Annotated in this window: 18 protein-coding genes; 15 read left to right on the top strand and 3 right to left on the bottom strand. The window is 70.5% G+C overall.

Going from position 1 to position 20,858, the window contains the following annotated elements; translation table 11 throughout:
* Positions 1-42 precede the first annotated feature (42 nt).
* The 3 genes from BKK80_RS30160 (at position 43) to BKK80_RS30150 (ending at position 3,869) form a co-directional block, all read left to right on the top strand.
* Positions 43-1,746, top strand: a complete 1,704-nt coding sequence (locus BKK80_RS30160) for an ABC transporter substrate-binding protein (protein ID WP_236903835.1) — start codon at positions 43-45, stop codon at positions 1,744-1,746.
* A 106-nt stretch (positions 1,747-1,852) separates the two neighbouring features.
* Positions 1,853-2,830 (top strand): ABC transporter ATP-binding protein, encoded by a 978-nt coding sequence (locus tag BKK80_RS30155; RefSeq protein WP_071018961.1) that lies wholly within the window; start codon positions 1,853-1,855, stop codon positions 2,828-2,830.
* Complete coding sequence (locus BKK80_RS30150; RefSeq protein ID WP_472321999.1) at positions 2,817-3,869, top strand: ABC transporter ATP-binding protein; 1,053 nt, start codon at positions 2,817-2,819, stop codon at positions 3,867-3,869. Before BKK80_RS30155 ends, BKK80_RS30150 begins: the two co-directional genes overlap by 14 nt.
* A 37-nt stretch (positions 3,870-3,906) precedes the next feature.
* Here the strand turns inward: BKK80_RS30150 and BKK80_RS30145 are convergent, their stop codons facing one another.
* Entirely contained in the window at positions 3,907-5,145 is a 1,239-nt protein-coding gene (locus BKK80_RS30145; protein ID WP_071038640.1) for a TetR/AcrR family transcriptional regulator, read from the bottom strand.
* A 268-nt stretch (positions 5,146-5,413) separates the two neighbouring features.
* Here BKK80_RS30145 and BKK80_RS30140 point away from each other — a divergent pair, with 268 nt between their 5' ends.
* Positions 5,414-5,803 carry a lysozyme inhibitor LprI family protein gene (locus BKK80_RS30140; RefSeq protein WP_071018967.1) on the top strand — a complete coding sequence of 130 codons (390 nt, stop codon included), beginning with the start codon at positions 5,414-5,416 and terminating at the stop codon, positions 5,801-5,803.
* Positions 5,804-5,823: 20 nt separating this feature from the next.
* Entirely contained in the window at positions 5,824-6,690 is an 867-nt protein-coding gene (locus BKK80_RS30135) for an N-acetylmuramoyl-L-alanine amidase family protein (protein WP_071072460.1), read from the top strand.
* A 59-nt stretch (positions 6,691-6,749) separates the two neighbouring features.
* On the opposite strand, the gene BKK80_RS30130 is transcribed toward BKK80_RS30135, so the two are convergent.
* Both BKK80_RS30130 and BKK80_RS30125 read right to left on the bottom strand, forming a co-directional pair.
* Complete coding sequence (locus tag BKK80_RS30130) at positions 6,750-7,361, bottom strand: DUF2239 family protein (RefSeq protein WP_071072457.1); 612 nt, start codon at positions 7,359-7,361, stop codon at positions 6,750-6,752.
* A 148-nt stretch (positions 7,362-7,509) separates the two neighbouring features.
* Positions 7,510-8,415, bottom strand: coding sequence for a LysR substrate-binding domain-containing protein (locus BKK80_RS30125; protein WP_071018972.1), 906 nt, complete (start codon positions 8,413-8,415; stop codon positions 7,510-7,512).
* 178 nt (positions 8,416-8,593) lie between these two features.
* Between BKK80_RS30125 and BKK80_RS30120 the strand changes: the two genes are divergently transcribed.
* The 10 genes from BKK80_RS30120 (at position 8,594) to BKK80_RS30075 (ending at position 20,742) form a co-directional block, all read left to right on the top strand.
* Complete coding sequence (locus tag BKK80_RS30120) at positions 8,594-9,586, top strand: Bug family tripartite tricarboxylate transporter substrate binding protein (protein ID WP_071018974.1); 993 nt, start codon at positions 8,594-8,596, stop codon at positions 9,584-9,586.
* Between the two features lie 1,004 nt (positions 9,587-10,590).
* Positions 10,591-11,613: a DUF1338 domain-containing protein gene (locus BKK80_RS30115; RefSeq protein WP_071038637.1), complete on the top strand. Its 1,023-nt coding sequence runs from the start codon at positions 10,591-10,593 to the stop codon at positions 11,611-11,613.
* Positions 11,614-11,664: 51 nt separating this feature from the next.
* Positions 11,665-12,894, top strand: coding sequence for an aminotransferase-like domain-containing protein (locus BKK80_RS30110; protein ID WP_071018977.1), 1,230 nt, complete (start codon positions 11,665-11,667; stop codon positions 12,892-12,894).
* 127 nt (positions 12,895-13,021) lie between these two features.
* On the top strand, positions 13,022-13,972 hold the full coding sequence (locus BKK80_RS30105) for a TauD/TfdA dioxygenase family protein (RefSeq protein ID WP_071038636.1): 951 nt from the start codon (positions 13,022-13,024) through the stop codon (positions 13,970-13,972).
* Between the two features lie 173 nt (positions 13,973-14,145).
* Positions 14,146-15,171 carry an ABC transporter substrate-binding protein gene (locus BKK80_RS30100; RefSeq protein WP_071072455.1) on the top strand — a complete coding sequence of 342 codons (1,026 nt, stop codon included), beginning with the start codon at positions 14,146-14,148 and terminating at the stop codon, positions 15,169-15,171.
* Position 15,172: 1 nt separating this feature from the next.
* The gene (locus tag BKK80_RS30095; RefSeq protein ID WP_071018983.1) at positions 15,173-16,018 is read left to right on the top strand and encodes an ABC transporter ATP-binding protein; all 846 of its coding nucleotides are present in this window, start codon (positions 15,173-15,175) and stop codon (positions 16,016-16,018) included.
* A 78-nt stretch (positions 16,019-16,096) separates the two neighbouring features.
* Entirely contained in the window at positions 16,097-16,987 is an 891-nt protein-coding gene (locus tag BKK80_RS30090; protein WP_071018984.1) for an ABC transporter permease, read from the top strand.
* A 182-nt stretch (positions 16,988-17,169) separates the two neighbouring features.
* Positions 17,170-17,940, top strand: coding sequence for a class I SAM-dependent methyltransferase (locus tag BKK80_RS30085; RefSeq protein ID WP_071018986.1), 771 nt, complete (start codon positions 17,170-17,172; stop codon positions 17,938-17,940).
* A 307-nt stretch (positions 17,941-18,247) separates the two neighbouring features.
* Positions 18,248-20,056: a DUF2138 domain-containing protein gene (locus tag BKK80_RS30080; protein WP_071072453.1), complete on the top strand. Its 1,809-nt coding sequence runs from the start codon at positions 18,248-18,250 to the stop codon at positions 20,054-20,056.
* Positions 20,053-20,742, top strand: a complete 690-nt coding sequence (locus tag BKK80_RS30075; protein WP_071072451.1) for a DUF1175 domain-containing protein — start codon at positions 20,053-20,055, stop codon at positions 20,740-20,742. The genes BKK80_RS30080 and BKK80_RS30075 overlap by 4 nt, the downstream gene beginning before the upstream one ends.
* Positions 20,743-20,858 lie beyond the last annotated feature (116 nt).

The following is a 20,858-nucleotide window of genomic DNA, read 5'->3' as shown; positions in this document are numbered from 1 at the left end:
GCCGGGCGCCTTGAAGTCATGACAACGAAGGAGGGACGCGGCTTGAACTGGATCACATCAGCGAGGATCGCATCGGTGGCGCTGGCGGGGCTGGCGCTGGCAGGGGCGGCGGGCCCGGCCTGCGCGCAGGCCGAGGCGCCGAAGTACGGCGGCAGCGTGGAGGTGGGGTCGATGTACCCGACCGTGTCCGCGCTCTCCTGGGACCTGGCGGACTGGAACTGGAAGCAGAACTACGATACCGGCCAGGTCTACGAGCAGCTGTTCGTCGCCGACCTGTCCAAGGCCCGGCGCAACGGCGGCAAGTACCCCTTCGTGGCCGACGCCTGGCTGCCCGAGGACGCCATCCGCGGCGAACTGGCCGAGAGCTGGAAATGGCTGGATCCGCTCACGCTGGAAGTCAAGCTGCGCAAGGGCGTGCGCTTCCCGGCCAAGCCCGGGGTGATGCCGGAGCGTGAGCTGGTGGCCGAGGATGTGGTGTTCAGCTACGAGCGCCAGAACGGCAGCGCCAAGCGCATCCCCACCTACTTCGACCACGTGGCCAAGGTCGAGGCGCTCGACAAGCACACGGTGCTGTTCCGCTTCAAGGAGTTCAATGCCGAGTGGGACTACCGCTTCGGCTGGGGCTACTACTCCGGCATCATGCCCAAGGAGGTGGCGACCGCCGGCGCCGGCAACTGGAAGAACGTCAACGGCAGCGGCCCCTTCGTGCTGAGCAGCTTTGTGCAGGGCAATGCCGGCACCTACACGAAGAACACGCTGTACTGGGACAGCGAGCGCATCGGCGGCAAGGACTACAAGCTGCCCTTTGTCGACAAGCTGGTGATCCGCACGGTGAAGGACGAGGCCACGCGCAACACCATGCTGCGCACCGGCAAGCTGGACATCGCCGAGAACGTGCGCTGGACCGCGGTGGAGGAACTGAAGAAGAGCGCGCCGGCGCTGAAGTGGTCGCGCTGGCTGTCGACCAACGGCCAGTACCTGGCGATGCGCGTCGACGCCAAGCCCTTCAATGACCTGCGCGTGCGCCGCGCGCTCAATATGGCGGTCAACAAGCAGGAGATCGTCAAGCAGTTCTACGGCGGCAACGCGGAGCTGTTCGCCTACCCGCAGCACCCGGACTACGTCGGCTACTTCGAGCCGCTCAGCGCCATGCCGGAGCCTGTCAAGGAGCTGTTCACCTACAACCCCGACAAGGCGCGCAAGCTGCTGGCCGAGGCCGGCTACCCGAAGGGCTTCTCGTTCAAGGTGCAGGTCTGCGCCTGCGATCCGAACCACATGGAGCTGCTGCCGCTGATTGGCGCCTACCTGGAGCAGGTGGGCGTGCGCATCGAGATCCAGCCCATGGAGTACGGTGCCTTCCTGTCGGCGATGACCACGCGCACCAATGCCCCGGGCTACCTGATGAGCAACGGCCACACCAATCCGACCACCACGATCCGCAAGAGCTTCGTGGTCGGCCAGGTGTGGAACGCCTCGCAGTGGGGCAACCCGAAGTTCGAGCAGCGTGTCAACGATGCCTTCCGCCTGCGCGACGTCGGACGCCGCCAGGAAGCGCTGCGCGCGCTGACGCGCGAGGTGCTGGAGGACGCGCCGTACATCTGGCTGCCGACGCCGTACCAGTACACCGCCTGGTGGCCCTGGGTGAAGAACTACGAGGGCGAGCTGCGCGCCGGCGCGGTGCGGCCCGGACCGATCTATGCGCGGCTGTGGATCGACCAGGAGATGAAGAAGAAGATGGGGTTCTGAGCCGGGATGACCGCTCCGCAGGGGCGGAGCAAGCGAGGGCGGGCCGCCGCGGCGGCCCGCCTGCCGATGGCGATGATGATGGTGATGGTGGCGAGAGGAGCTCCGCATGGCGCAGCCCATCCTGCAGGTGAACAATCTGACCACGCGCTTCCGCACCGACCGTGGCGTGGTGACGGCGGTGGACGGCGTGTCGTTCGCGGTCGAGCCCGGCGAGACGCTGGCCATCGTCGGCGAGTCGGGCTCGGGCAAGAGCGTCACCGCGCTTTCCGTGCTCGGGCTGATCCCGGCGCCGGCCGGCCGCATCGAGGGGGGCGAGATCCTGTTCGAGGGACAGGACCTGCTGCGCCTCAAGCCGGCACAGATGCGGGCCATCCGCGGCAACCGCATCGCCATGATCTTCCAGGAGCCGATGTCCTCGCTGAATCCGGCGCTGACGGTGGGCAAGCAGATCGCCGAGCCGATCCACCTGCACCAGGGGCTGCCGTGGAAGCAGGCGCTGGGCATCGCCGGAGAACTGCTGGGCAAGGTGCAGATCCCCGAGCCGGCCAGCCGCCTCGGCTCCTATCCGCACCAGTTCTCGGGCGGCATGCGCCAGCGCGCCATGATCGCGATGGCGCTGGCCTGCCAGCCGCGCTTGATCATCGCCGACGAGCCGACCACGGCGCTGGACGTGACCGTGCAGGCGCAGATCCTCGACCTGCTCAAGTCGCTGGCCGAGACCGCCGGCACGGCGCTGATCCTGATCACGCACGATCTCGGCGTGGTGGCGCGCTATGCCGACCGGGTGGGCGTGATGTACGGCGGGCGCATGGTCGAGACGGCGAGCGCGTCGGCGCTCTATGGCCGGCCCGCCCATCCGTACACGCGCGGGCTGATGGCCTCGGTGCCGCGGCTGGACGGCGATGCCGGCCAGCCGCTGGTACCGATCGACGGCCAGCCGCCGGACCTGACCGCGCTGCCGCCGGGTTGCGCGTTCCAGCCGCGCTGCCGCAGCGCGGTGGCAGACTGCGGGGCGGCGCGGCCGATGCTGCGCGCCGTCGGCGAGCAACATTTCAAGGCATGCATCCGCGATGACCTACGTTGACAGTGCTTCCTCCCAGCGGCAGGCGCCCGCAGCCATGGCTTCCGGTGGCGACGAGATCCTGCGCGTCGAAGACCTCAAGGTGCATTTTCCCGTCAGCCGCGGCGCGCTGTGGCGGCGCCAGGCCGGCTCGGTCAAGGCGGTCGATGGCGTGTCCTTCTCGCTGCGCCGCGGCGAGACGCTCGGGCTGGTCGGCGAGAGCGGCTGCGGCAAGTCGACCACCGGGCTGGCCCTGATCAAGATGCTGGCCGCCACTTCCGGGCGCATCGTCTTCGACGGCACCGACTTCGCCAGCTTCGACAAGGCCGACGAGCGCCGCTTCCGGCGCAGCGTGCAGATGGTCTACCAGGACCCCTTCGGCTCGCTGAACCCGCGCATGCGGGTGCGCGACATCGTCGGCGAGCCGCTCGAGGTGCACGGGCTGGCGCGCGACAAGGCGGCCTACCGTGCGCGCGTGGCGGAATTGCTGGAGATGGTGGGGCTGCTGCCCTATATGGCGGACCGTTATCCGCACGAGTTCTCCGGTGGCCAGCGGCAGCGCGTCGGCATCGCGCGGGCGCTGGCGGCGGGGCCCAGCCTGATCGTCTGCGACGAACCCGTGTCGGCGCTGGACGTGTCGATCCAGGCCCAGGTGGTGAACATCTTCATGGCGCTGCAGCGCCGCCTCGGCCTGACCTATGTCTTCATCGCGCACGACCTGGCGGTGGTGCGCCATATCAGCGACCGCATCGCCGTGATGTACCTCGGCCGCATCGTCGAGATCGCCGGCCGCGACGAGCTGTACGACGATCCGCAGCACCCCTACACGCGGGCGCTGCTGTCGGCGGTGCCGGTGGCCAGCGTCGAGGCCGAGCGCCAGCGCACGCGCATCGTGTTGCAGGGCGAGGTGCCGAGTCCGCTCAACCCGCCCACGGGCTGCCGCTTCCATCCGCGCTGTCCGGCGGCCATGGCGCGCTGCCGCAGCGAGGACCCGGCCCTGCTGCCGCGCGGTGGCAGCGGACGCATGGTGGCCTGCCACTTGCAGGAGACGGTGTCCGCCTAGGCTGCAGGTGCCGCTGCGCTGCGGCGCTTGGGGGCGCTCAGTCGTGCGCGAACAGGCCGAGCAGCAAGGGACGGATGAACAGCTCGGGCGCGTTGTCGGCCGAGGCATCCTCGACCCAGCGCCGCAGTTCCACCGCGGCATTGATCATGCCGTTGACCAGTGAGGCGCCGACGGACTGGTCGAGCGGGCGGATCGAGCCGTCCTGCATGCCCTGCACCAGGAAGCGCGCGAAGCGCGCCGACAGCCGCGCCATGGTCTGCATGCGGGACTGGCGCATGTCCTCCGGCAGCGCGCCGTAGATGGACAGGCGCAGCAGCGGCCCCCGGCTGGAGAACTGGTAGTCCACCAGCGCGCGCGAGACCGCGCACAGCTTGTCCCAGCCGCTGCCCGGGCCGGCCTCCACGCGCGACTGCGTGGTGCGGATCACCGTGAACATGCGCTCGAAGCAGGCGGAGATCAGGTCGTCCTTGTTCTCGTGGTGGTGGTAGAAGGCGCCCTTGGTCAGGTTCAGCCGCGCCGAGATGCGGTCGGCCGAGGCGCCGCGGTAGCCCTGTTCATTGAGCAGCTCGGTGGCGGCGCGCAGGAAGGCTTCCTGGGTCCCGTCCGGCATGTCGAGCGCGGGCAGCGCCAGCGCGCCGGGCGCATGCCAGCGCGTGCCGGGGGCGGCGAAGCCGTTGAGCAGCAGGTCGACCATGGTGTCGGCCGCCCTGGGGTAGTCCTGCGGCTCATAGCGGTCCGCCCAGGCCGCGGCGCCGGTGGTCAGCGACAGCAGCAAGTGGGCGGCGGCGCCGAGGGCGGCACGCTCCGCGGCACCGCGCGGGGCCGCCTCGCCGTCGCGCAGCAGGCGGCGGATGCCGCGGAACATGTCGTTGTAGGCATCGAACGCGGTCGCCGCATGGCTGTCGGGCAGCGCGCGGATCTCGCGGAAACTCATCATCTCGGGGCGCTCGCCGCTGGCCGTGCGGGCCAGGCGCTCGAAGTAGCGGGCGACGAAGGCGCGCACCCGCTCGGGTGGCGTGGCTTCGCGCGCGGCGAGCCCGGCCATCTCCACCATCTCGCCGATCGCGCGCAGCAGGCAGGCGACGACCAGGTCTTCCTTCTTGCGGTAGTAGTAGGTGATGCTGTTGGTGCTGAGCCCCACTTCCTGTGCCACGTCGGACAGCGTGGTGCCGCGCACGCCCTTGTGGTTGAAGAGCCGGGATGCGGCGGCCAGCACCGCTTCCTGCTTCTCGACGTAGCGGCGCGTCGGCCGGATTTCCGTCTGGTCCTTGAGCATGCGTTGGGCGCGGATGAAGATAGGTGGTATCGGGCGGGGCGCGGGCAGGATGGCGCTGGGCGCGATTATAGCGGGGTGCTTCGGCCCATGCGCCATGCTGGCTGCCTGGCGCGGCGCCGCAGGTCCGGTGCCCTGGGTCGGCGCGTCGCTTGGCGCATCAGCGGAGTCCGTCGACGAATTCGTCATTGCGCCGACTAGAATAGCGGCGCCGCCGCGTGCTCGCATGCCGGCGCCATCTTTCCCGACATTCATCGCAGACAGGAATCCCATGAAAGCCATCCTCCCCGCCCTGACCCTGGCATTGCTCGGACTGGCCTCCGCCGCGGCGCATGCCGAAGGGGAGTGCGACAAGTACCGCACCAGCTACGACAAGACCTATTGCTTCGCCAAGCTGTTCGTGGAGTCCGACAAGGAGCTGAACGCGGTCTACGGCGAACTGCGCGGCGTCATCAAGGAGGGGCCGAAGCAGAAGCTGAAGGACACGCAGCTCGATTGGATCAAGTACCGCGATGCCTCCTGCGAGTCGTCCGGCTCGATCAACGTGGATTGCAACTACCGCGTCAACCGCGCGCGCACCGAGTACCTGCGCGACCGCCTGCGCGAATGCAAGGCCGGTACCTGCCGCGACGACATGATCGCCGGCAAGTCGTGGAACTGAGCGGACATGGCCGGCGGCGCATGCTGCGCTGCCTGGCGGGCCTGGGCAGCCTTGGGGCCCTGGGCGGACTGGTGGCGGCCCACGCCGGCGAGGCCGGCGAGGCCGGCGCCATGCCGCCGCTGCGCATCGTCATCGATCCCGGCCACACGCCCGCGCAGGGCGGCGCGCTGGGCATCCGCGGACTGCGCGAGGTGCGCTACAACGATGCGCTCGCCGCCAGGCTCTGCGCGGCGCTGGAGGCCGCCGGCTTCCGTGCGCGGCTGACGCGCGCGCCGGACCAGGAAATCGGCCTGGACGAGCGCGCCGCGCTGGCCAACGCCTGGCATGCCGACCTGTTCCTCGCCATCCATCACGATTCCGCCCAGCCGCAGTACCTGGAGAGGATCCAGGCCGGCACGCTGGAAGCCTATCGCACGCGCCAGCCGATCGCCGGCTATTCGCTCTTCGTCTCCGGGCGCAATGCGCGTTTCGCGCGCAGTTACGCCCTTGCCGAGCGCCTGGGCGACGCCTTGGGCCGGCTCGGCCGCCCTCCGGCCCTGCATCATGCCGAGCCGATCCCGGGCGAGAACCGCGAACTGCTGGACCGCGCGCGCGGCATCTATCGCTTCGACGACCTGGTGGTGTTGCGCAAGACGGAGATGCCGGCGGTATTGCTGGAGGCCGGCGTGATCGTCGATGCCGGCGACGAAGCCTATGTCAGCGACGAGGCCAACCAGCGGCGCATGGTGGCCGCCATCGTGGCGGCGGTGCGGGCGTATGCCGCGGATGCTGCCGCGCTGCCAGCGGCCGGACCTGCGCGCCCGGCCCGGGCTTGCGCATCATCGGCGGCCTCAGCGGCCTCGGCGGCCTCGGCGGCGTCCGCCGCCGTGCCGGCTTCCCGACCCTAGTCCGGGGCACGGCATAGCGGCGGACTCGCTGCCGCCAGGCAGCGCGCAGCGTGCGGCGTTCAGTCCTCCGGCCCGGCGGCCGGCAGCTCGCCGCTGGCGAGGCGCGCGGCATGGTCGCGCACGTCGGCCGGCCAGCCGGCGATCTGCGCGGCGAAGCGCGCCGCATCGTGGGCGAACAGGGCGCGCGCGGCTTCTTCGAAGCCGGGCAGGTCGCCGGCGAGTGCCGACATGAAGTGGTAGGCGCGCTCCTGCGCGCGCCGCAGGCGGTCGTGCTCGCCGTGGGCGCGGCGCGCTTCGTCGACCAGCTTGCGCAGCGCGACCGAGGCGCCGCCGGGCTGCGACGCCAGCCATTCCCAGTGCCGCGGCAACAGCGTCACCTCGCGGGCCACCACGCCCAGCTTGGGGCGGCCGCGGCCCTTGGGCCGGGACGAGGCGCTGTCGTCGCCGGCGTCGGCTGGCGCTTCGGCATCCGTTGCCGGCGCGAAGCGCGCGCGCACCTCGGCCTCGCTGCCGCGGGTGTCGATGTCGATCGGGCGGCCGGTGCCGTCATCGAAGATCAGGACGGGGTCGCCTTCAGGGGCTTGCCTGACGGCCAGGGCGACGCTGGCCAGCGAGCCCGAGGCGAGCAGGCGGTGGCCGGCGAAGGCGGTGTAGGAGGGGGGGTATGCCACGGTGGTGTCGGTGCGATTCGGGGTGCTGGATAATACCCGGGTAAAAATTGATTTTCAAGGTTGCCGGGGGGAGTCCTGGTGCCGGCGGGGTGTGCTGGCTCCGGCGCGGGCTGGATCGGCGGGCGTTGTACTGGCGCAGGCGCGCACCTCAACCCTGGCCGTCCGCGAATGCCCCCGCCGCCTCCAGCAGCCACTCCCGCAGCCGCAGCATGGCGTCGCTCATCGGCCGCGAATCCGGCGAAACCAGGTAGTAGGCGCTGGTCGAGCGCAGCGAATGGGCGACCGGGATCACCAGCAGGTCGCGCGCCAGGTATTCTTCGACCAGGAAGCGCGGCACCAGTCCCACCCCCAGTCCCGCGCGCGCCGCGCTGATCACCATGCTGTGATGCTCGAAGCGCGCCCCGCGCATGGCGTTGACCTCGTCGAGGCCGGCCGATTCGAGCCAGTGCTGCCAGTCGAAGCGGCGCGTGGCCAGGTGCAGGCGCGGGGCCTGGGCCACGTCCAGCGCGGTGATGCGCCGCTTGCCGCCGAAGAAGCCGGGGTGGCAGACCGCGACCGATTCCTCGCCGAACATGCGCTCGGCGCGCGCGCCGGGGTAGGCGGCCTCGCCGAAGTGGATGGCGGCGTCGTAGGGCGTGCCGTCGAACAGGAACACATCGGATTGCGCGCTGATATTGACCACCACCTGCGGATGGCGCGCGTAGAACGCCGGCAGCCGCGGGATCAGCCACTCGACCGCCAGCGTGGGCACGCAGGCCAGTTCCACGCTGCCGCCGGCACCCTCGTGCGCCATGATGTCGAGCGTGTCGCGCTGGAGCTGGCGCAGCAGCTCGCGTACCTGGCGGCTGTACAGCGCGCCGGCCGCGGTCAGCGTGATGCGCTGGTTGGCGCGGTGGAACAGCTGCACGCCGAGCAGGCTTTCGAGTGCGGCGATCTGCCGCGAGACGGCGCTTTCGGTGATGAACAGGTCGGCCGCGGCGCGGCGCAGGTTCAGGTGCAGCGCGGCGGCCTCGAAGGCGCGCAGGCTGCTCAGGCTGGGGAGGCGTTGCCGCATCGGGGGAGGATGTCACCGGTGGGCGACTTGATGACTAAAGATCATCATCCTATACCGAAATCTCGCTTGAAACCCTGGACTTGATGAGAAATCATTCGGTCTCACGCGGCTGCCCCGCCGCAAGAAACAGATTTCTCGTCACATCCACGATACTCAGACACAAAGACAGGGAGACAAGATGAAGGGTTTCACCAGCGTCCTCGCCAGCACCGGCCTGGCGGTCGGCATGGCCGTATCCGGCCTGGCCATCGCCGCCGACTTTCCCGGCAAGCCGGTCCGCATCATCGTGCCGTACCCGCCGGGCGGCACCACCGACATGGTGGCGCGCCTGGTAGGCGACCAGCTCACCGCGCTGTGGAAGCAGCCGGTGCTGGTCGACAACCGCCCCGGCGCGGGCGGCATCGTCGGCACCGGCGCCGCGGCCAAGTCGCCGGCGGACGGCTATACGCTGCTGATGGGCTCGGTCGGCGAGTTCGGCATCAATCCGACGCTGTACAAGAAGCTGCCGTACGATGCGGCGGCCGACTTCGCGCCGGTCTCCCTGGTGGCGCGCGTGCCCAACGTGGTGGTGCTGTCGCCGGCCTTCGCCGAGCGCGCCCGCGTGCAGACGCTGGCCGAGTTCATCGCCTACGCCAAGTCGCATCCGAAGCAGGTCAACATGGCCTCGGCCGGCAACGGCACCTCGACCCACCTGGCCGGTGAGCTGTTCCAGCGCATGACCGGCACGGAGATGAGCCACGTGGCCTACAAGGGCAGCAGCCCGGCCATCTCCGACCTGATGGGCGGCAGCGTCGACGTGATGTTCGACAACCTGCCGGCCTCGCTGCCTTTCATCCGCTCGGGCAAGCTCAAGGCCCTGGCGGTGACCACGCCGGCACGCTCGTCCGCGCTGCCCAATGTGCCGACGGTAGCCGCCGGCGGCCCGGTGCCCGGTTTCGACGCCAGCCCCTGGTTCGGCCTGCTGGCACCGCGCGGCACGCCGTCGGCGGTGGCGCAGAAGATCAGCCAGGACCTGGCGAAGGTGCTCGGGGAGCCGGGCGTGCAGGCCAAGATGCGCGAACTGGGGGCAGAGCCTGCGCCGACCACGCCGGAGGCGTTTGCCGAGGTGTTGAAGCAGGATCGGGTGAAGTGGGGGGAGATTGTGAAGATGTCGGGGGCGTCGGTCGATTGACGATGGTTGGATGCTTGGAATCAGGGTGTCGGTCTGCGGGGCAAGAGCCTGTTTTCGGGCGCTGTTGGTCTGCCAGGCAAAAGCCTGTTTCGACTCCCCTGCGGGGAGCCGACCTACTTTCTTGGTCTTGCCCAAGAAAGTAGGCAAAGAAGGCGCGCCGGGTGCGGCTTAAAACCCCCTCGCGTGCTGGGGCAAAGAGCGGCCGGGCCCCAACTCGGATCGCCTTAAGGCGATCCTCAGACAGGGGGCCCTCTTTTCCGCTCTTTGCCCCAGCACGCGAGGCGCCGCACACGGCAGGGAAAAGAAGCCCCGCCTCGCTTCGCTTCGGGTGGGGGGTGTTCGGCCAGCAAGCTGGCCGAACACGAAAGCTCAGCAGACCAAGCCTTCACGCTATATCGAACTCGTTGGCAGACCGATGGCTTGGCTTTTGCTTTTGCACTCTGTCCAGCGCTTCGGAGATAGATGTTCGGCCAGCGAGCTGGCCGAACACAAAGCCTTAGCGAGCTTGGCCGCTACGCGAAAGCGAGCCCGTTCGCGTACCGATGGTTTGGCCTTTCCCTCCCGTGTGCGGCGCCTCGCGAATTGGCCCCGGCCGCCGATGAAGCCCGTCCGCTGTTTGAGCGGCCGCAGGCCGCGAGTTCGGACGGGCGCGGCGGCCGGGGCCAATTCGCGAGGGGGGGTTCGCCGCACCCGGGTCGCCTTTCTTTGCTTACTTTCTTTGGCGAGACAAAGAAAGTGAGTCGGCTCCCCGCAGGGGAGTCGAAACAGGCCGTTGCCTCGCAGACCAACACCGCCCGAATCCAAGCACCAAACACCAAGCACCAAACACCAAGCACCAAGCACCAAGCACCAAGCACCAAGCACCAAGCACCAAGCACCAAGCACCAAACACCAAACACCAAGCACCAAACACCAATTCACCTCGATCCCCCAATACCGCCTGCCAGCCACCGCCCCCCGGCAAGCACCCCCAGATCTTTCCCAGCAACACCCAATAAATCGCCATGAACACCAACATCCTCTCCCTAGTCTCCCTCAACCTCGGCCCCGCCACCGCCGAACGCCTGGCCGCGCTGGTCGCCACCCCCGCCGGCCTGCCGGCAGGCGAACCCGGCCGCCCGGCCCGCGCCGAGATCGCCCACGCGCTGAACCTGGTGCTGTTCTCCGGCATCCTGGAGCGCGTGCCGACCGGCAAGGCCTACACCGAGGACGTCGCCGCCGCCGGCGGCAAGGTGGTGTTCGACCATGGCGCGATCCGCACCGTGCGCTGGGCCGACAACGGCGCGCTGCCCGGCGGCGAGGCAGCCTTCACGCGCATCCTGCGTCCGCTCGGCTACCGCCTGAACGGCACCTATCCGCTCGACCGCATCGGCATGACCGGCCGTTCGTACGCGCATGAGGATGCGCCCGAGGAGATCGCACAGTTCTTCGTCAGCGAGTTCCATCCGGAGCGCTTCAGCGAGGGCTTCCAGCAGGCGGTGAGCCGCGTCGTCGGTGCTTCGGCCGATCCGCTGACGCCGCGCGCGCAGTCGCTGTTGTGGGAGCTGGAGCGCGACGGCGCGCTGCCGCAGGCGGAGGCGGCCGAGCTGATCGGCGTGCTGGCGCGCTGCTTCGAGCGCCAGCATGGCGCCCCGCGCCTGGAGGACTACGAGCGCCTGTTGCAGGAGTCGGCCGAGATGGCGTGGATCGCCACCGAAGGCAATGCCTTCAACCATGCCACCGACCGCGTCGAGGACGTGTTCGCGCTGTCGGAGCAGCAGAAGGCGATCGGCCGCCCGATGAAGGAGAAGGTCGAGGTGTCGCGCAGCGGCCGTGTCAAGCAGACCGCCTTCCGCGCCGATCCGGTGCAGCGTGCCTTCGTCGGCGCCGATGGCGCCGAGGTGCGGCGCGAGGTGCCGGGCTCGTTCTATGAGTTCATCACGCGCGACACCTTCGTCGACGAGGCGCAGGCGGTGACCCGTACCGACCTCGGCTTCGATGCCGGCAATGCGCAAGGCATCTTCAAGATGACCGCCGCGGCCTGCTGAGCGCGCCTTCCCGATTGCCCCCGATCGCCCCCGAAACTGCGAGAAAGCGCCATGAACACTGCCTATCCCTTCGTCCCCGCGCTGCGTGAACCGGAGGGTTCGCCGATCCGCGAGCTGTTCAAGTACCTGTCGGATCCGCAGATGATCTCCTTCGCCGGCGGCTACCCGTCGGCGGCGTTGTTCGATGCGCCGGGCATCGGCGCGGCGTCGGCGCAGGTGCTGGCGCAGCGGCCGGCCGAGTGCCTGCAGTACGGCGCCACCGAAGGCGCGCCGGCGCTGCGGCGCGCGCTGACGGCCTTGATGGCCGAGCGTGGCGCCACGGTGGCGCCGGAGGAGTTGCTGGTGACGACCGGCTCGCAGCAGGGCTTCGACTTCCTGGTCAAGGCCCTGGTCGAGCCGGGCAGCCTGGTGCTGGTGGAGGAGCCGACCTACTCGGCGACGCTGCAGGCGCTGCGGCTGGCCGGCGCCGCGCTGCGCGGCATCCCGGCCGACCACGAGGGCATCGACGTGGAGGCGCTGGAGGCGGTGCTGGAGGCCGCCGCGGCAGCCGGCGAGCGGCCGCGCCTGCTGTATGTGGTGCCGACCTTCGCCAACCCGACCGGCGCCACGCTGTCGCTGCCGCGCCGCCTGCGCCTGCTGGAGCTGGTGGCGCGCCACCAGGTGGTGCTGGTCGAGGACGATCCCTATGGCGCGCTGAGTTTCGACGGCGCGCCGCCGCCGTCGCTGCTGTCGCTGTGCGCGCAGGTGCCGGCCGCGCGGCCGTGGGTGGTGCACCTGGCCAGCCTGTCGAAGACGCTGGCGCCCGGGCTGCGGCTGGGCTGGCTGGCGGGGCCGGCGGAGATCGTGCGGCGCGCCGTGATCGCCAAGCAGGTGTCGGACCTGTGCACGCCGCCCTGGCTGCAGCTGACGGCGGCGCAGTACCTGGACGACGGCCGCCTGCCGGCGCAGGTGGCGCGCGAGGTGGCGGCCTACCGCGACAAGCGCGACCGCCTGGCGGACGCGCTGCGCCAGGCCTTCGGCGCGCGCATCCGCTTCGCGCTGCCGGCCGGCGGCATGTTCCTGTGGGCGGCGGTCGACGGCATCGAGGACGCGGCGGCGCTGCTGCCGCACGCCATCGCCGAGAAGGTGCTGTTCGTGCCCGGCGCGGGCTTCTATGCCGAGCGGCGCCCGCGCGCGGCCTTCCGCTTGTCGTTCGCCGGTGCCGACCCGGCGCAGATCGGCGAGGGCGTGGCGCGGCTGGCGCGCGCGGTGGCGCAGGCTGCGCCACCCCATATGCGCTGAACGGATAAGGGCGAGCGATTTCATTCGTTGTCGGAGCATCGCCCCGTCTTTAGAGTGCAAGGCTTGAACGGTCGTGCGCGTGGGACATGTCCCGGCGCGCACGCCTCCCCCCGTTTCCGAGCCTGCCATGACGACTGCATTCCAGACCGCGCCGCGCGCCGCCCGGCCTGAGCCGGCCCCCGCCGCGACTGCCACCGCCACCGCCACCGCCACCACCGGGGCTGCCGTCCCCGTCGAGATCCGTCCCTTCGACGCGCCGCTGGGCGCCGAGGTGATCGGCCTGGACCTGTCCGCGCCGCTCGGCGACGCGGAGTTCGCGCGCATCCACCGTGCCCACCTCGACCATCATGTGGTGGTGTTCCGTGACCAGCGCATCACGCCCGCGCAGCAGGTGGCCTTCAGCCGCCGCTTCGGTCCGCTGCAGATCCACGTGCTGCACCAGTTCCAGTTGCCGGGACACGAGGAGATCCTGGTCGTCTCGAACGTGATCGAGAACGGCCGGCCGATCGGCCTGGGCGACGCCGGACACTTCTGGCACTCCGACCTCTCGTACAAGGAAAAGCCCAGCCTGGGTTCGCTGCTGCACGCGCAGGAGCTGCCCGCCGAAGGCGGCGACACCCTGTTCGCCAACATGCACCTGGCCTGGGACACGCTGCCCGCCCACCTGCGCCAGGCGGTGGAAGGCCGCAAGGCCGAGCACACCTACCTGGCCAAGTACGCCGAGCTGCAGCGGCGCAGCCCGTGGCGCCCCAACCTGAGCCCCGAACAGATCGCGCAGGTGCGCCCGGTGCTGCAGCCGGTGGTGCGCACCCATCCGGAGACCGGCCGCAAGGCGCTCTTCGTCAGCGAGCACTTCACCACCCGCATCGAGGGCCTGCCCGAGGACGAGAGCCGCGACCTGCTGGAGCAGCTGTTCGCGCACAGCACCCGGCCCGAGCATATCTACCGCCACCGCTGGCAGCCGCACGACCTGCTGTTCTGGGACAACCGTTCGCTGCTGCACCTCGCCGCCGGCTGTCCGGACGCGCAGCGCCGGGTGATGTACCGCACCACCATCGAAGGCGACCTGCCGGCCTGACGCCTGCCTGTCCGCCGCACGGGATGCGCCCGGGGTCCGGGTGCCCCGGCCCCATGTACTGCTGCCTGCGCGTCGCCGCACGCTGCCTGTCGCGCCACCTGCCACGCCGCCTGCCGCGCGGCGCGGCCCGGTGCCGCCCCGACTGATTCCGCCCAGAGACTTCCGGAGCCGCCATGCCTGCCTTTTCCTTCCGTTTCCTGTCCCGCCGCCGCGCCGTCGCCGTGACCCTGGCCGCGGCGCTGGCCTTGCCCGGTGCCGCCATGGCCGAGGGCCGCCTGCGCATCGCCGAGCAGTTCGGCGTGGTCTACCTGCTGCTCAACGTGGCGCGCGACCAGCAATTGATCGAAAAGCACGGCAAGCAGCAGGGCGTCGACATCAAGGTCGAGTGGACCCAGCTGTCGGGTGGCGCCGCCGTCAACGACGCGCTGCTGTCGGGCGCCATCGACATCGCCGGCGCGGGCGTGGGGCCGCTGCTGACACTGTGGGACCGCACCCACGGCAGGCAGAACGTCAAGGGCGTGGCTTCGCTGGGCAACTTCCCCTATTACCTGGTCAGCAACAATGCCAAGGTCAAGAGCATCGCCGACTTCACCGACAAGGACCGCATCGCCCTGCCGGCGGTGACCGTGTCGGTGCAGTCGCGCGTGCTGCAGCTGGCCGCAGCCAAGCAGTGGGGCGACAAGGAATACAACCGCCTCGACAAGTGGACCGTGGCGGTGCCGCACCCGGACGCCGCCGCCGCCATCATTGCCGGCGGTACCGAGATCACCGGGCACTTCGGCAACCCGCCGTTCCAGGAGCAGGAGCTGGCCGGCAATCCGAACGCGCGCATCGTGCTGAATTCCTATGATGTGCTCGGCGGCCCTAGCTCGGCCACCGTGCTCTACGCCACCGAGAAGTTCCGCCAGGACAACCCCAAGACCTACCGGGCCTTCGTCGACGCGCTGGCCGAGGCGGCGAAGTTCGCCACCGCCAATCCGGAGGGCGCGGCCGACATCTACCTGCGCGCCAGCAAGTCGAAGACCGACCGCGCGCTGCTGGTCAAGCTGCTGAAGAACCCGCAGGTGCAGTTCAAGGTGGCGCCGCAGAACACCTTCGTGCTGGCCGACTTCATGCATCGCGTGGGGGCCATCCGCAACCGGCCGCAGTCGTGGCAGGACTACTTCTTCGCGGATCCCGCCACCGCGCAGGGGAGCTGAGATGGGCGCGCCGCAATCGTTGCGCGTGGTCGCGCCGGCGCCGCTGCTGCAGGTCGACGGCGTCTCGCTGGAGTACCGCACGCGGCAGCGCGTGGTGCGCGCCACCCACCAGGTCAGCTTCGACGTGCACGCGGCCGATCGCTTCGTGCTGCTGGGCCCTTCGGGCTGCGGCAAGTCGACGCTGCTGAAGGCGGTGGCCGGCTTCGTCGCGCCCAGCGAGGGCGAGATCCGCCTCGAAGGCCGGCGCGTGGCCGCGCCGGGCCCCGACCGCGTGGTGGTGTTCCAGGAGTTCGACCAGTTGCCGCCGTGGAAGACCGTGCGGCAGAACATCATGTTCCCGCTGCGCCAGGCACGTGGCATGTCGCGCGCGCAAGCCTCGGAATGCGCGCTGCACTATCTCGACAAGGTCGGCCTGGCCGGCTTCGCCGATGCCTATCCGCACACCCTGTCGGGCGGCATGAAGCAGCGCGTGGCGATCGCGCGGGCGCTGGCGATGCGGCCCAAGGTGCTGCTGATGGACGAACCCTTCGCCGCCCTCGACGCACTGACCCGGCGCCGCATGCAGGAGGAGTTGCTGGCGCTGTGGGAGGATGCCGCCTTCACGCTGCTGTTCGTCACGCATTCCATCGAGGAGGCGCTGGTGGTGGGTAACCGCATCCTGCTGCTGTCGCCGCATCCGGGGCGCGTGCGCGCCGAGCTCAACAGTCACCAGTTCGACCTGGCCAGCCAGGGCGGCGCCGAGTTCCAGGCGACCGCGCAGCGCATCCACCGGCTGCTGTTCGAAACCGGGACGGCGGGCGGGGCCGAGGGCACCACCGCCAGCGCCAGGACCGCGCAGGCGCGCTGAGCGCCGCGCGCGGCATCGCGGCGGGTCGCGCACCGCCGCGCAGGGCCGGGATGGTACCGGCCGCAACAGGATCTCATCATGTCTTTCCCATCCCCCGGCGCGGTGTCCGCCGCGCCCCCGGTCCGCCCCGAGTACGAGCGGACCCTCGCACCTTTCACCGCGGCGCCGCTGGCACGCCCGCTCGCCTGGCACCGCCGCCTGTGGCAACAGGGCTGGCTGCGCAAGACGCTGATCCTGGTGGTGCTGGCCTGCCTGTGGGAAGTGCTGGCGCGCGTGCAGGACAACGAGCTGCTGTTGCCGACCTTCAGCGCCACCGCGCGCGCCTTCCTCGACGGCATGGCCAGCGGTGAGCTGCCGGCCAAGGCCGCGGTATCGCTGGCGGTGCTGCTGCAGGGCTACCTGGCCGGCATCCTGCTGGCCTTCGCTCTGACCACGCTGGCGGTGTCCACCGAGATCGGGCGCGACCTGCTGGAAACGCTGACGGCGATGTTCAACCCGCTGCCGGCCATCGCGCTGCTGCCGCTGGCGCTGCTGTGGTTCGGGCTGGGCTCCAGGAGCCTGGTCTTCGTGCTGATCCACTCGGTGCTGTGGCCGCTGTCGCTCAATACCTACGCCGGCTTCCGCGGCGTGCCGGAGACCCTGCGCATGGCGGGCCGCAACTATGGCCTGCGCGGCCTGCGCTACGTGCTGCACATCCTGGTGCCGGCGGCGCTGCCCGCCATCCTGTCGGGGCTGAAGATCGGCTGGGCCTTCGCCTGGCGCACGCTGATCGCCGCCGAACTGGTGTTCGGCGCCTCGTCGGGGCAGGGCGGGCTGGGCTGGTTCATCTTCCAGAACCGCAACGAGCTTTACACGGACCGCGTGTTCGCCGGTCTTGCGCTGGTGATCCTGATCGGCCTGCTGGTCGAGAACCTGGTGTTCCGCACGCTGGAGCGCCTGACGGTCGGGCGCTGGGGCATGCAGCACTGAGGACCCGCCGGCGGGACGGCGCGCCGGTCCCGCGGGCAGAGCCGGGCTGGCCTGCACCCGCCGTGCGGCAGCTTGCGGGACGCCGCCGGGCAGGCTAAGGTAGCGCGGCGCCGGTCCCGGCCGCTGGCCGCGCGGCGCCGTTGCCAGCCAACCACCCGCCAACTTCCTCTCCTCCTGCCGCCATGTCCAGCATCCACCACGCCGCCGCCCAGGGCTTCGCCAGCCAGGCCGATACCTATGCACGGGGCCGTCCCGACTATCCCGCCGCGCTCGACGGCTGGCTGCGCACGCAGCTCGGCCTCGGGCCGGGCAAGACCGTCGCCGACGTCGGCGCGGGCACCGGCAAGTTCAGCCGCCTGCTGGCGCGTACCGGCGCCCATGTGATCGCCGTCGAGCCGGTGGCCGCCATGCGCGCCCAGCTGGTGGCGGCGGTACCGTCGGCCGAGGCGCGCGAGGGCACCGCCGAGGCGCTGCCGCTGGCCGACGCCAGCGTCGACGCGGTGGTATGCGCCCAGGCCTTCCACTGGTTCGCCAACCCGGCCGCGGTGGCCGAGTTCCGCCGCGTGCTGCGCCCCGGCGGCAAGCTGGGCCTGGTGTGGAACGTGCGCGACGAAGCGGTCGACTGGGTGGCGCGCCTGACCGCCATCATGACCCCGCACGAGGGGGACGCGCCGCGCTTCTACAAGGGCGACTGGAAGCGCGTCTTCCCGGCCGAGGGCTTCGGGCCGCTGGAACTGTCCAGCCTGCCCTACGAGCACGTCGGGCCGCCGCAGCAGGTCATCGTCGACCGCGTGATGTCGGTGAGCTTCATCGCCTCGCTGCCGCCGGCCGGGCAGGACGCGGTGCGCGCGCAGCTCGAGGCGGTGATCGCCACCTCGCCCGAGCTGGCCGGGCGCGAGACCGTCGCCTTCCCCTACCGGACCGAGGCCTACTGCTGCACGCGGCTGGACTGAGGCCGGCGTGGCGGACAGCGTTCCCGTCCGCCCGTTCCTGTGCGGGGGTTCCCAAGATTCAGCCGGATCAGCGGATGGCCGGGGATACGATCCGGGCGTGGTCGTGTGTCGTCCGCTTCTCTTCCTGGGCTGGAATTGCGGACAATTCGTCATGCGGATTGCGTGGGGGCCGAGCAACGGAGGGCCTGCAACGGTGGATCATCTCGCCTCTTGCAAGATGCATGCGGCCGGCATGCCGCCACAGGGAGGAATGAAGTCCCGGTGAGAGGCAGCCGCTTCGTTGTGAAGATGTTCGATGGCGGGAACGATGAAACTGACGCGCAGGAAGGTCGTGCTTGGCGCGGCCGCCCTCGTAGTGGCCACCGGGGCGGTGGTGCAATGGGTCTGGCATCCATTCGGCGGGCGGCCCTGGAGGGGGCAGGCCCATCAGGTGGCGTTGGATTTCGCTGCGCCGGACGCGCTGATCGACAGCGAAAGCCTGTCCCGCCTGCCACGCGACATGTTGCGCGTGCCCTTGCTGCGCGACGTGCTGAGCGAGGACTTCGTCAACTACTACGAAGACAACGAGGGGCGGCTGTCGGTAGCCGGGGCGCTGCGGCGCATTGCCTTCGAACATGATCTCGACTGGACCGAGGCGCTGCTCCAGCGCGCGTTCGACGAACCCGCGCGGGTGATGCTGTGGCGCGGGCCGGATGGCACGCTGCGCTACTGGGCGCTGGCCATGCAGCGCAACGGCCTGGCCAAGGTGCTGCAGGCGCTGGCGACGGTGGCGCCGGGCGACAGCCAGCTCAGCCGCGTCGGCGAGGTGGGCGGCGCGCCGCTGTATGCGCTGCGCCTGAATGCCGCGCGCAGCCTGCTGGTGGCGGGCAAGGGCGAGCGCCTGGTAGTGCTGTCCGAGGCCGGCATGCTGCTGGACGCGGAAAGCCAGCCGATCGGTGCCCGCGCGGGCGCCGTGGCAGCCTGGCTGGGCGACGATGCCGGGGCGCGCGAGACGCCCGCGCGCACCTTCGCGCTGGAGCCAGCCGGGGCGCGCTTCTCCGGGCACCGGCTGGTGGTCGGCACGAACTACCTGTCCTTCGGCTACCAGACCTTCTTTCCGGCCATCGAGGCCCTGCGCTTCGATTTCCCGGGCGGCGCGGACAACAAGCCGGGCGGCAGGGCCGACTGGCATAGCGCGGCGCTGGTCGATGGCGCCAGGCTGCCGGAGCGCTGGAACACGGCGGCGCTGTGGCAGGCGCTGCCGGCCGACCCCGCTGCCTGTGCGACCTTGCCGGTCGATTGGCCGGCGGCAGGCAAGATGCTGCAGGCCATCGGCGGTGAGGCGGGGCTGGCTGCGCAGCGCGGCGAGGAGAACCAGGAAAAAGGGCTGGCTACGCGGATAGGCGAGGCATTCTCGGGGCCGGCGGCGGTCTGCTGGTACGGCAAGTCGGGCCTTGCGGCGCCGCTGTTCGCGGCACGCCTGAAGTCGCCGCAGGCGGCCGCCGCGCTGCGCCCGTTGCTGGGTGCGCTGTTCGCGCAAGTCATCGGTGCCCACGAACCCAAGGCCGACGGCGGCGACGGCACTTACCGGCGGCTGCCGGTGCAGCATCGCGAAGAGGCCGGCGCCAGCGTGTGGACCCGCCCGGTCAGCTCACCCTACGGCACACAACGCACCAAGGGATCCCCCTTTGCCACCCAGCTCGCGGCCGGCGCCTACTTTCCCGTGACGCTCGCACTGGCCGGCGATACCGTGCTGTTCTCGCCCGATGCAACCCTGGTCGAGGATGCGCTGGCGGTGGCGGCCAAGCGCTTCCCGGCGGCCGCCGACAGCATGCCGCGCGAACTGCTGGCACGTACCGTGCTGGGATTCACGCCATCGACGCTGGCGTCGCTGGCGCGCCGCGAGGCGACCGACGCGCTGCCCGCCGAGCAGGAGGCCGTGTTCCTGAACGCGGCGCGCGCGCACCTGTTTCCCAAGCTCAAGATGCTTTCAGCCTATCCGGCCGTATCGCTGGTGCTGCCGGACGGCCTGCCCGCGCAGCGCGGCTGGGTGCCGGTGGCGTGGCGGCAGGCCGGCCCGTCGCCGGCCGGGGCCGCCGCGCCGGTCGGGCCGCCGGGTCAGGAAGGCGAGCAGTGATCGGCCGGCGCCGCATCGTGCTGGCGGCACTGGCCGCGGGCCTCCCGCTGGCCGGCACCGCACCGGCCCTGGCCTTGTCGGCGCCGGTGGCGGATGCCGCCAGCGTGGACGACCTGGACCCGGCGCAGTCGGCCGCCTTCCGTGCCTGGTTCGTGCGCATCGTCGATGAGCAATTGCGCCAGGGCCCGACGCCGCGCTGGTACCAGCGCGATTGCGCGGGCCTGGTGCGCTTCGCCGTAGGCGAGGCGCTCAAGGTGCACGATGCGCGCTGGCTGCGCGCCAACGGCATGCAGGATGGTGCCGCGGCGCGTCGCCTGCCGCCGGAACTGAGCCTGAGCCCGGCGCAGCGCACGCTCGGCCAGCGCTGGACGCGCGCCGACGGCAGTACCGGCGCCTATGCCTCGGCGCTCGCGCTGGTGCAGGGCAACAGCCGCTTCGTGGCGCGTAGCGTCAACCAGGCGCAGCCGGGCGACCTGCTCTTCTTCGACCAGGGCGACGAGCAGCACCTGATGATCTGGATGGGCCGGTACGTGGCCTATCACACCGGCACGGTGACGCCGTCGGACAATGGCCTGCGCGCCGTCACCCTTGCACGCCTGATGGAGTGGAGCGATTCGCGCTGGCAGCCCCAGGATGCCAATCCCAACTTCATCGGCGTATTCCGATTCGCCTTCTTGTCGAGGTAAGCGACGATGCCAGTCGTGAAGCTCCGCACGCGTGCACCGCTAGAGCGCACCGATTCCGCCCGCACGGGTGCCTTTGCCACGGCTGCCCGTGCCTGGGCCCGATTCGCCTGCCTGCT

The organism is Cupriavidus malaysiensis (assembly GCF_001854325.1).
GTDB classification, from domain to species: Bacteria; Pseudomonadota; Gammaproteobacteria; order Burkholderiales; family Burkholderiaceae; genus Cupriavidus; species Cupriavidus malaysiensis.
The sequence above is the reverse complement of the archived record's forward strand: the minus strand, read 5'-3'. Positions and strand labels throughout refer to the sequence as shown.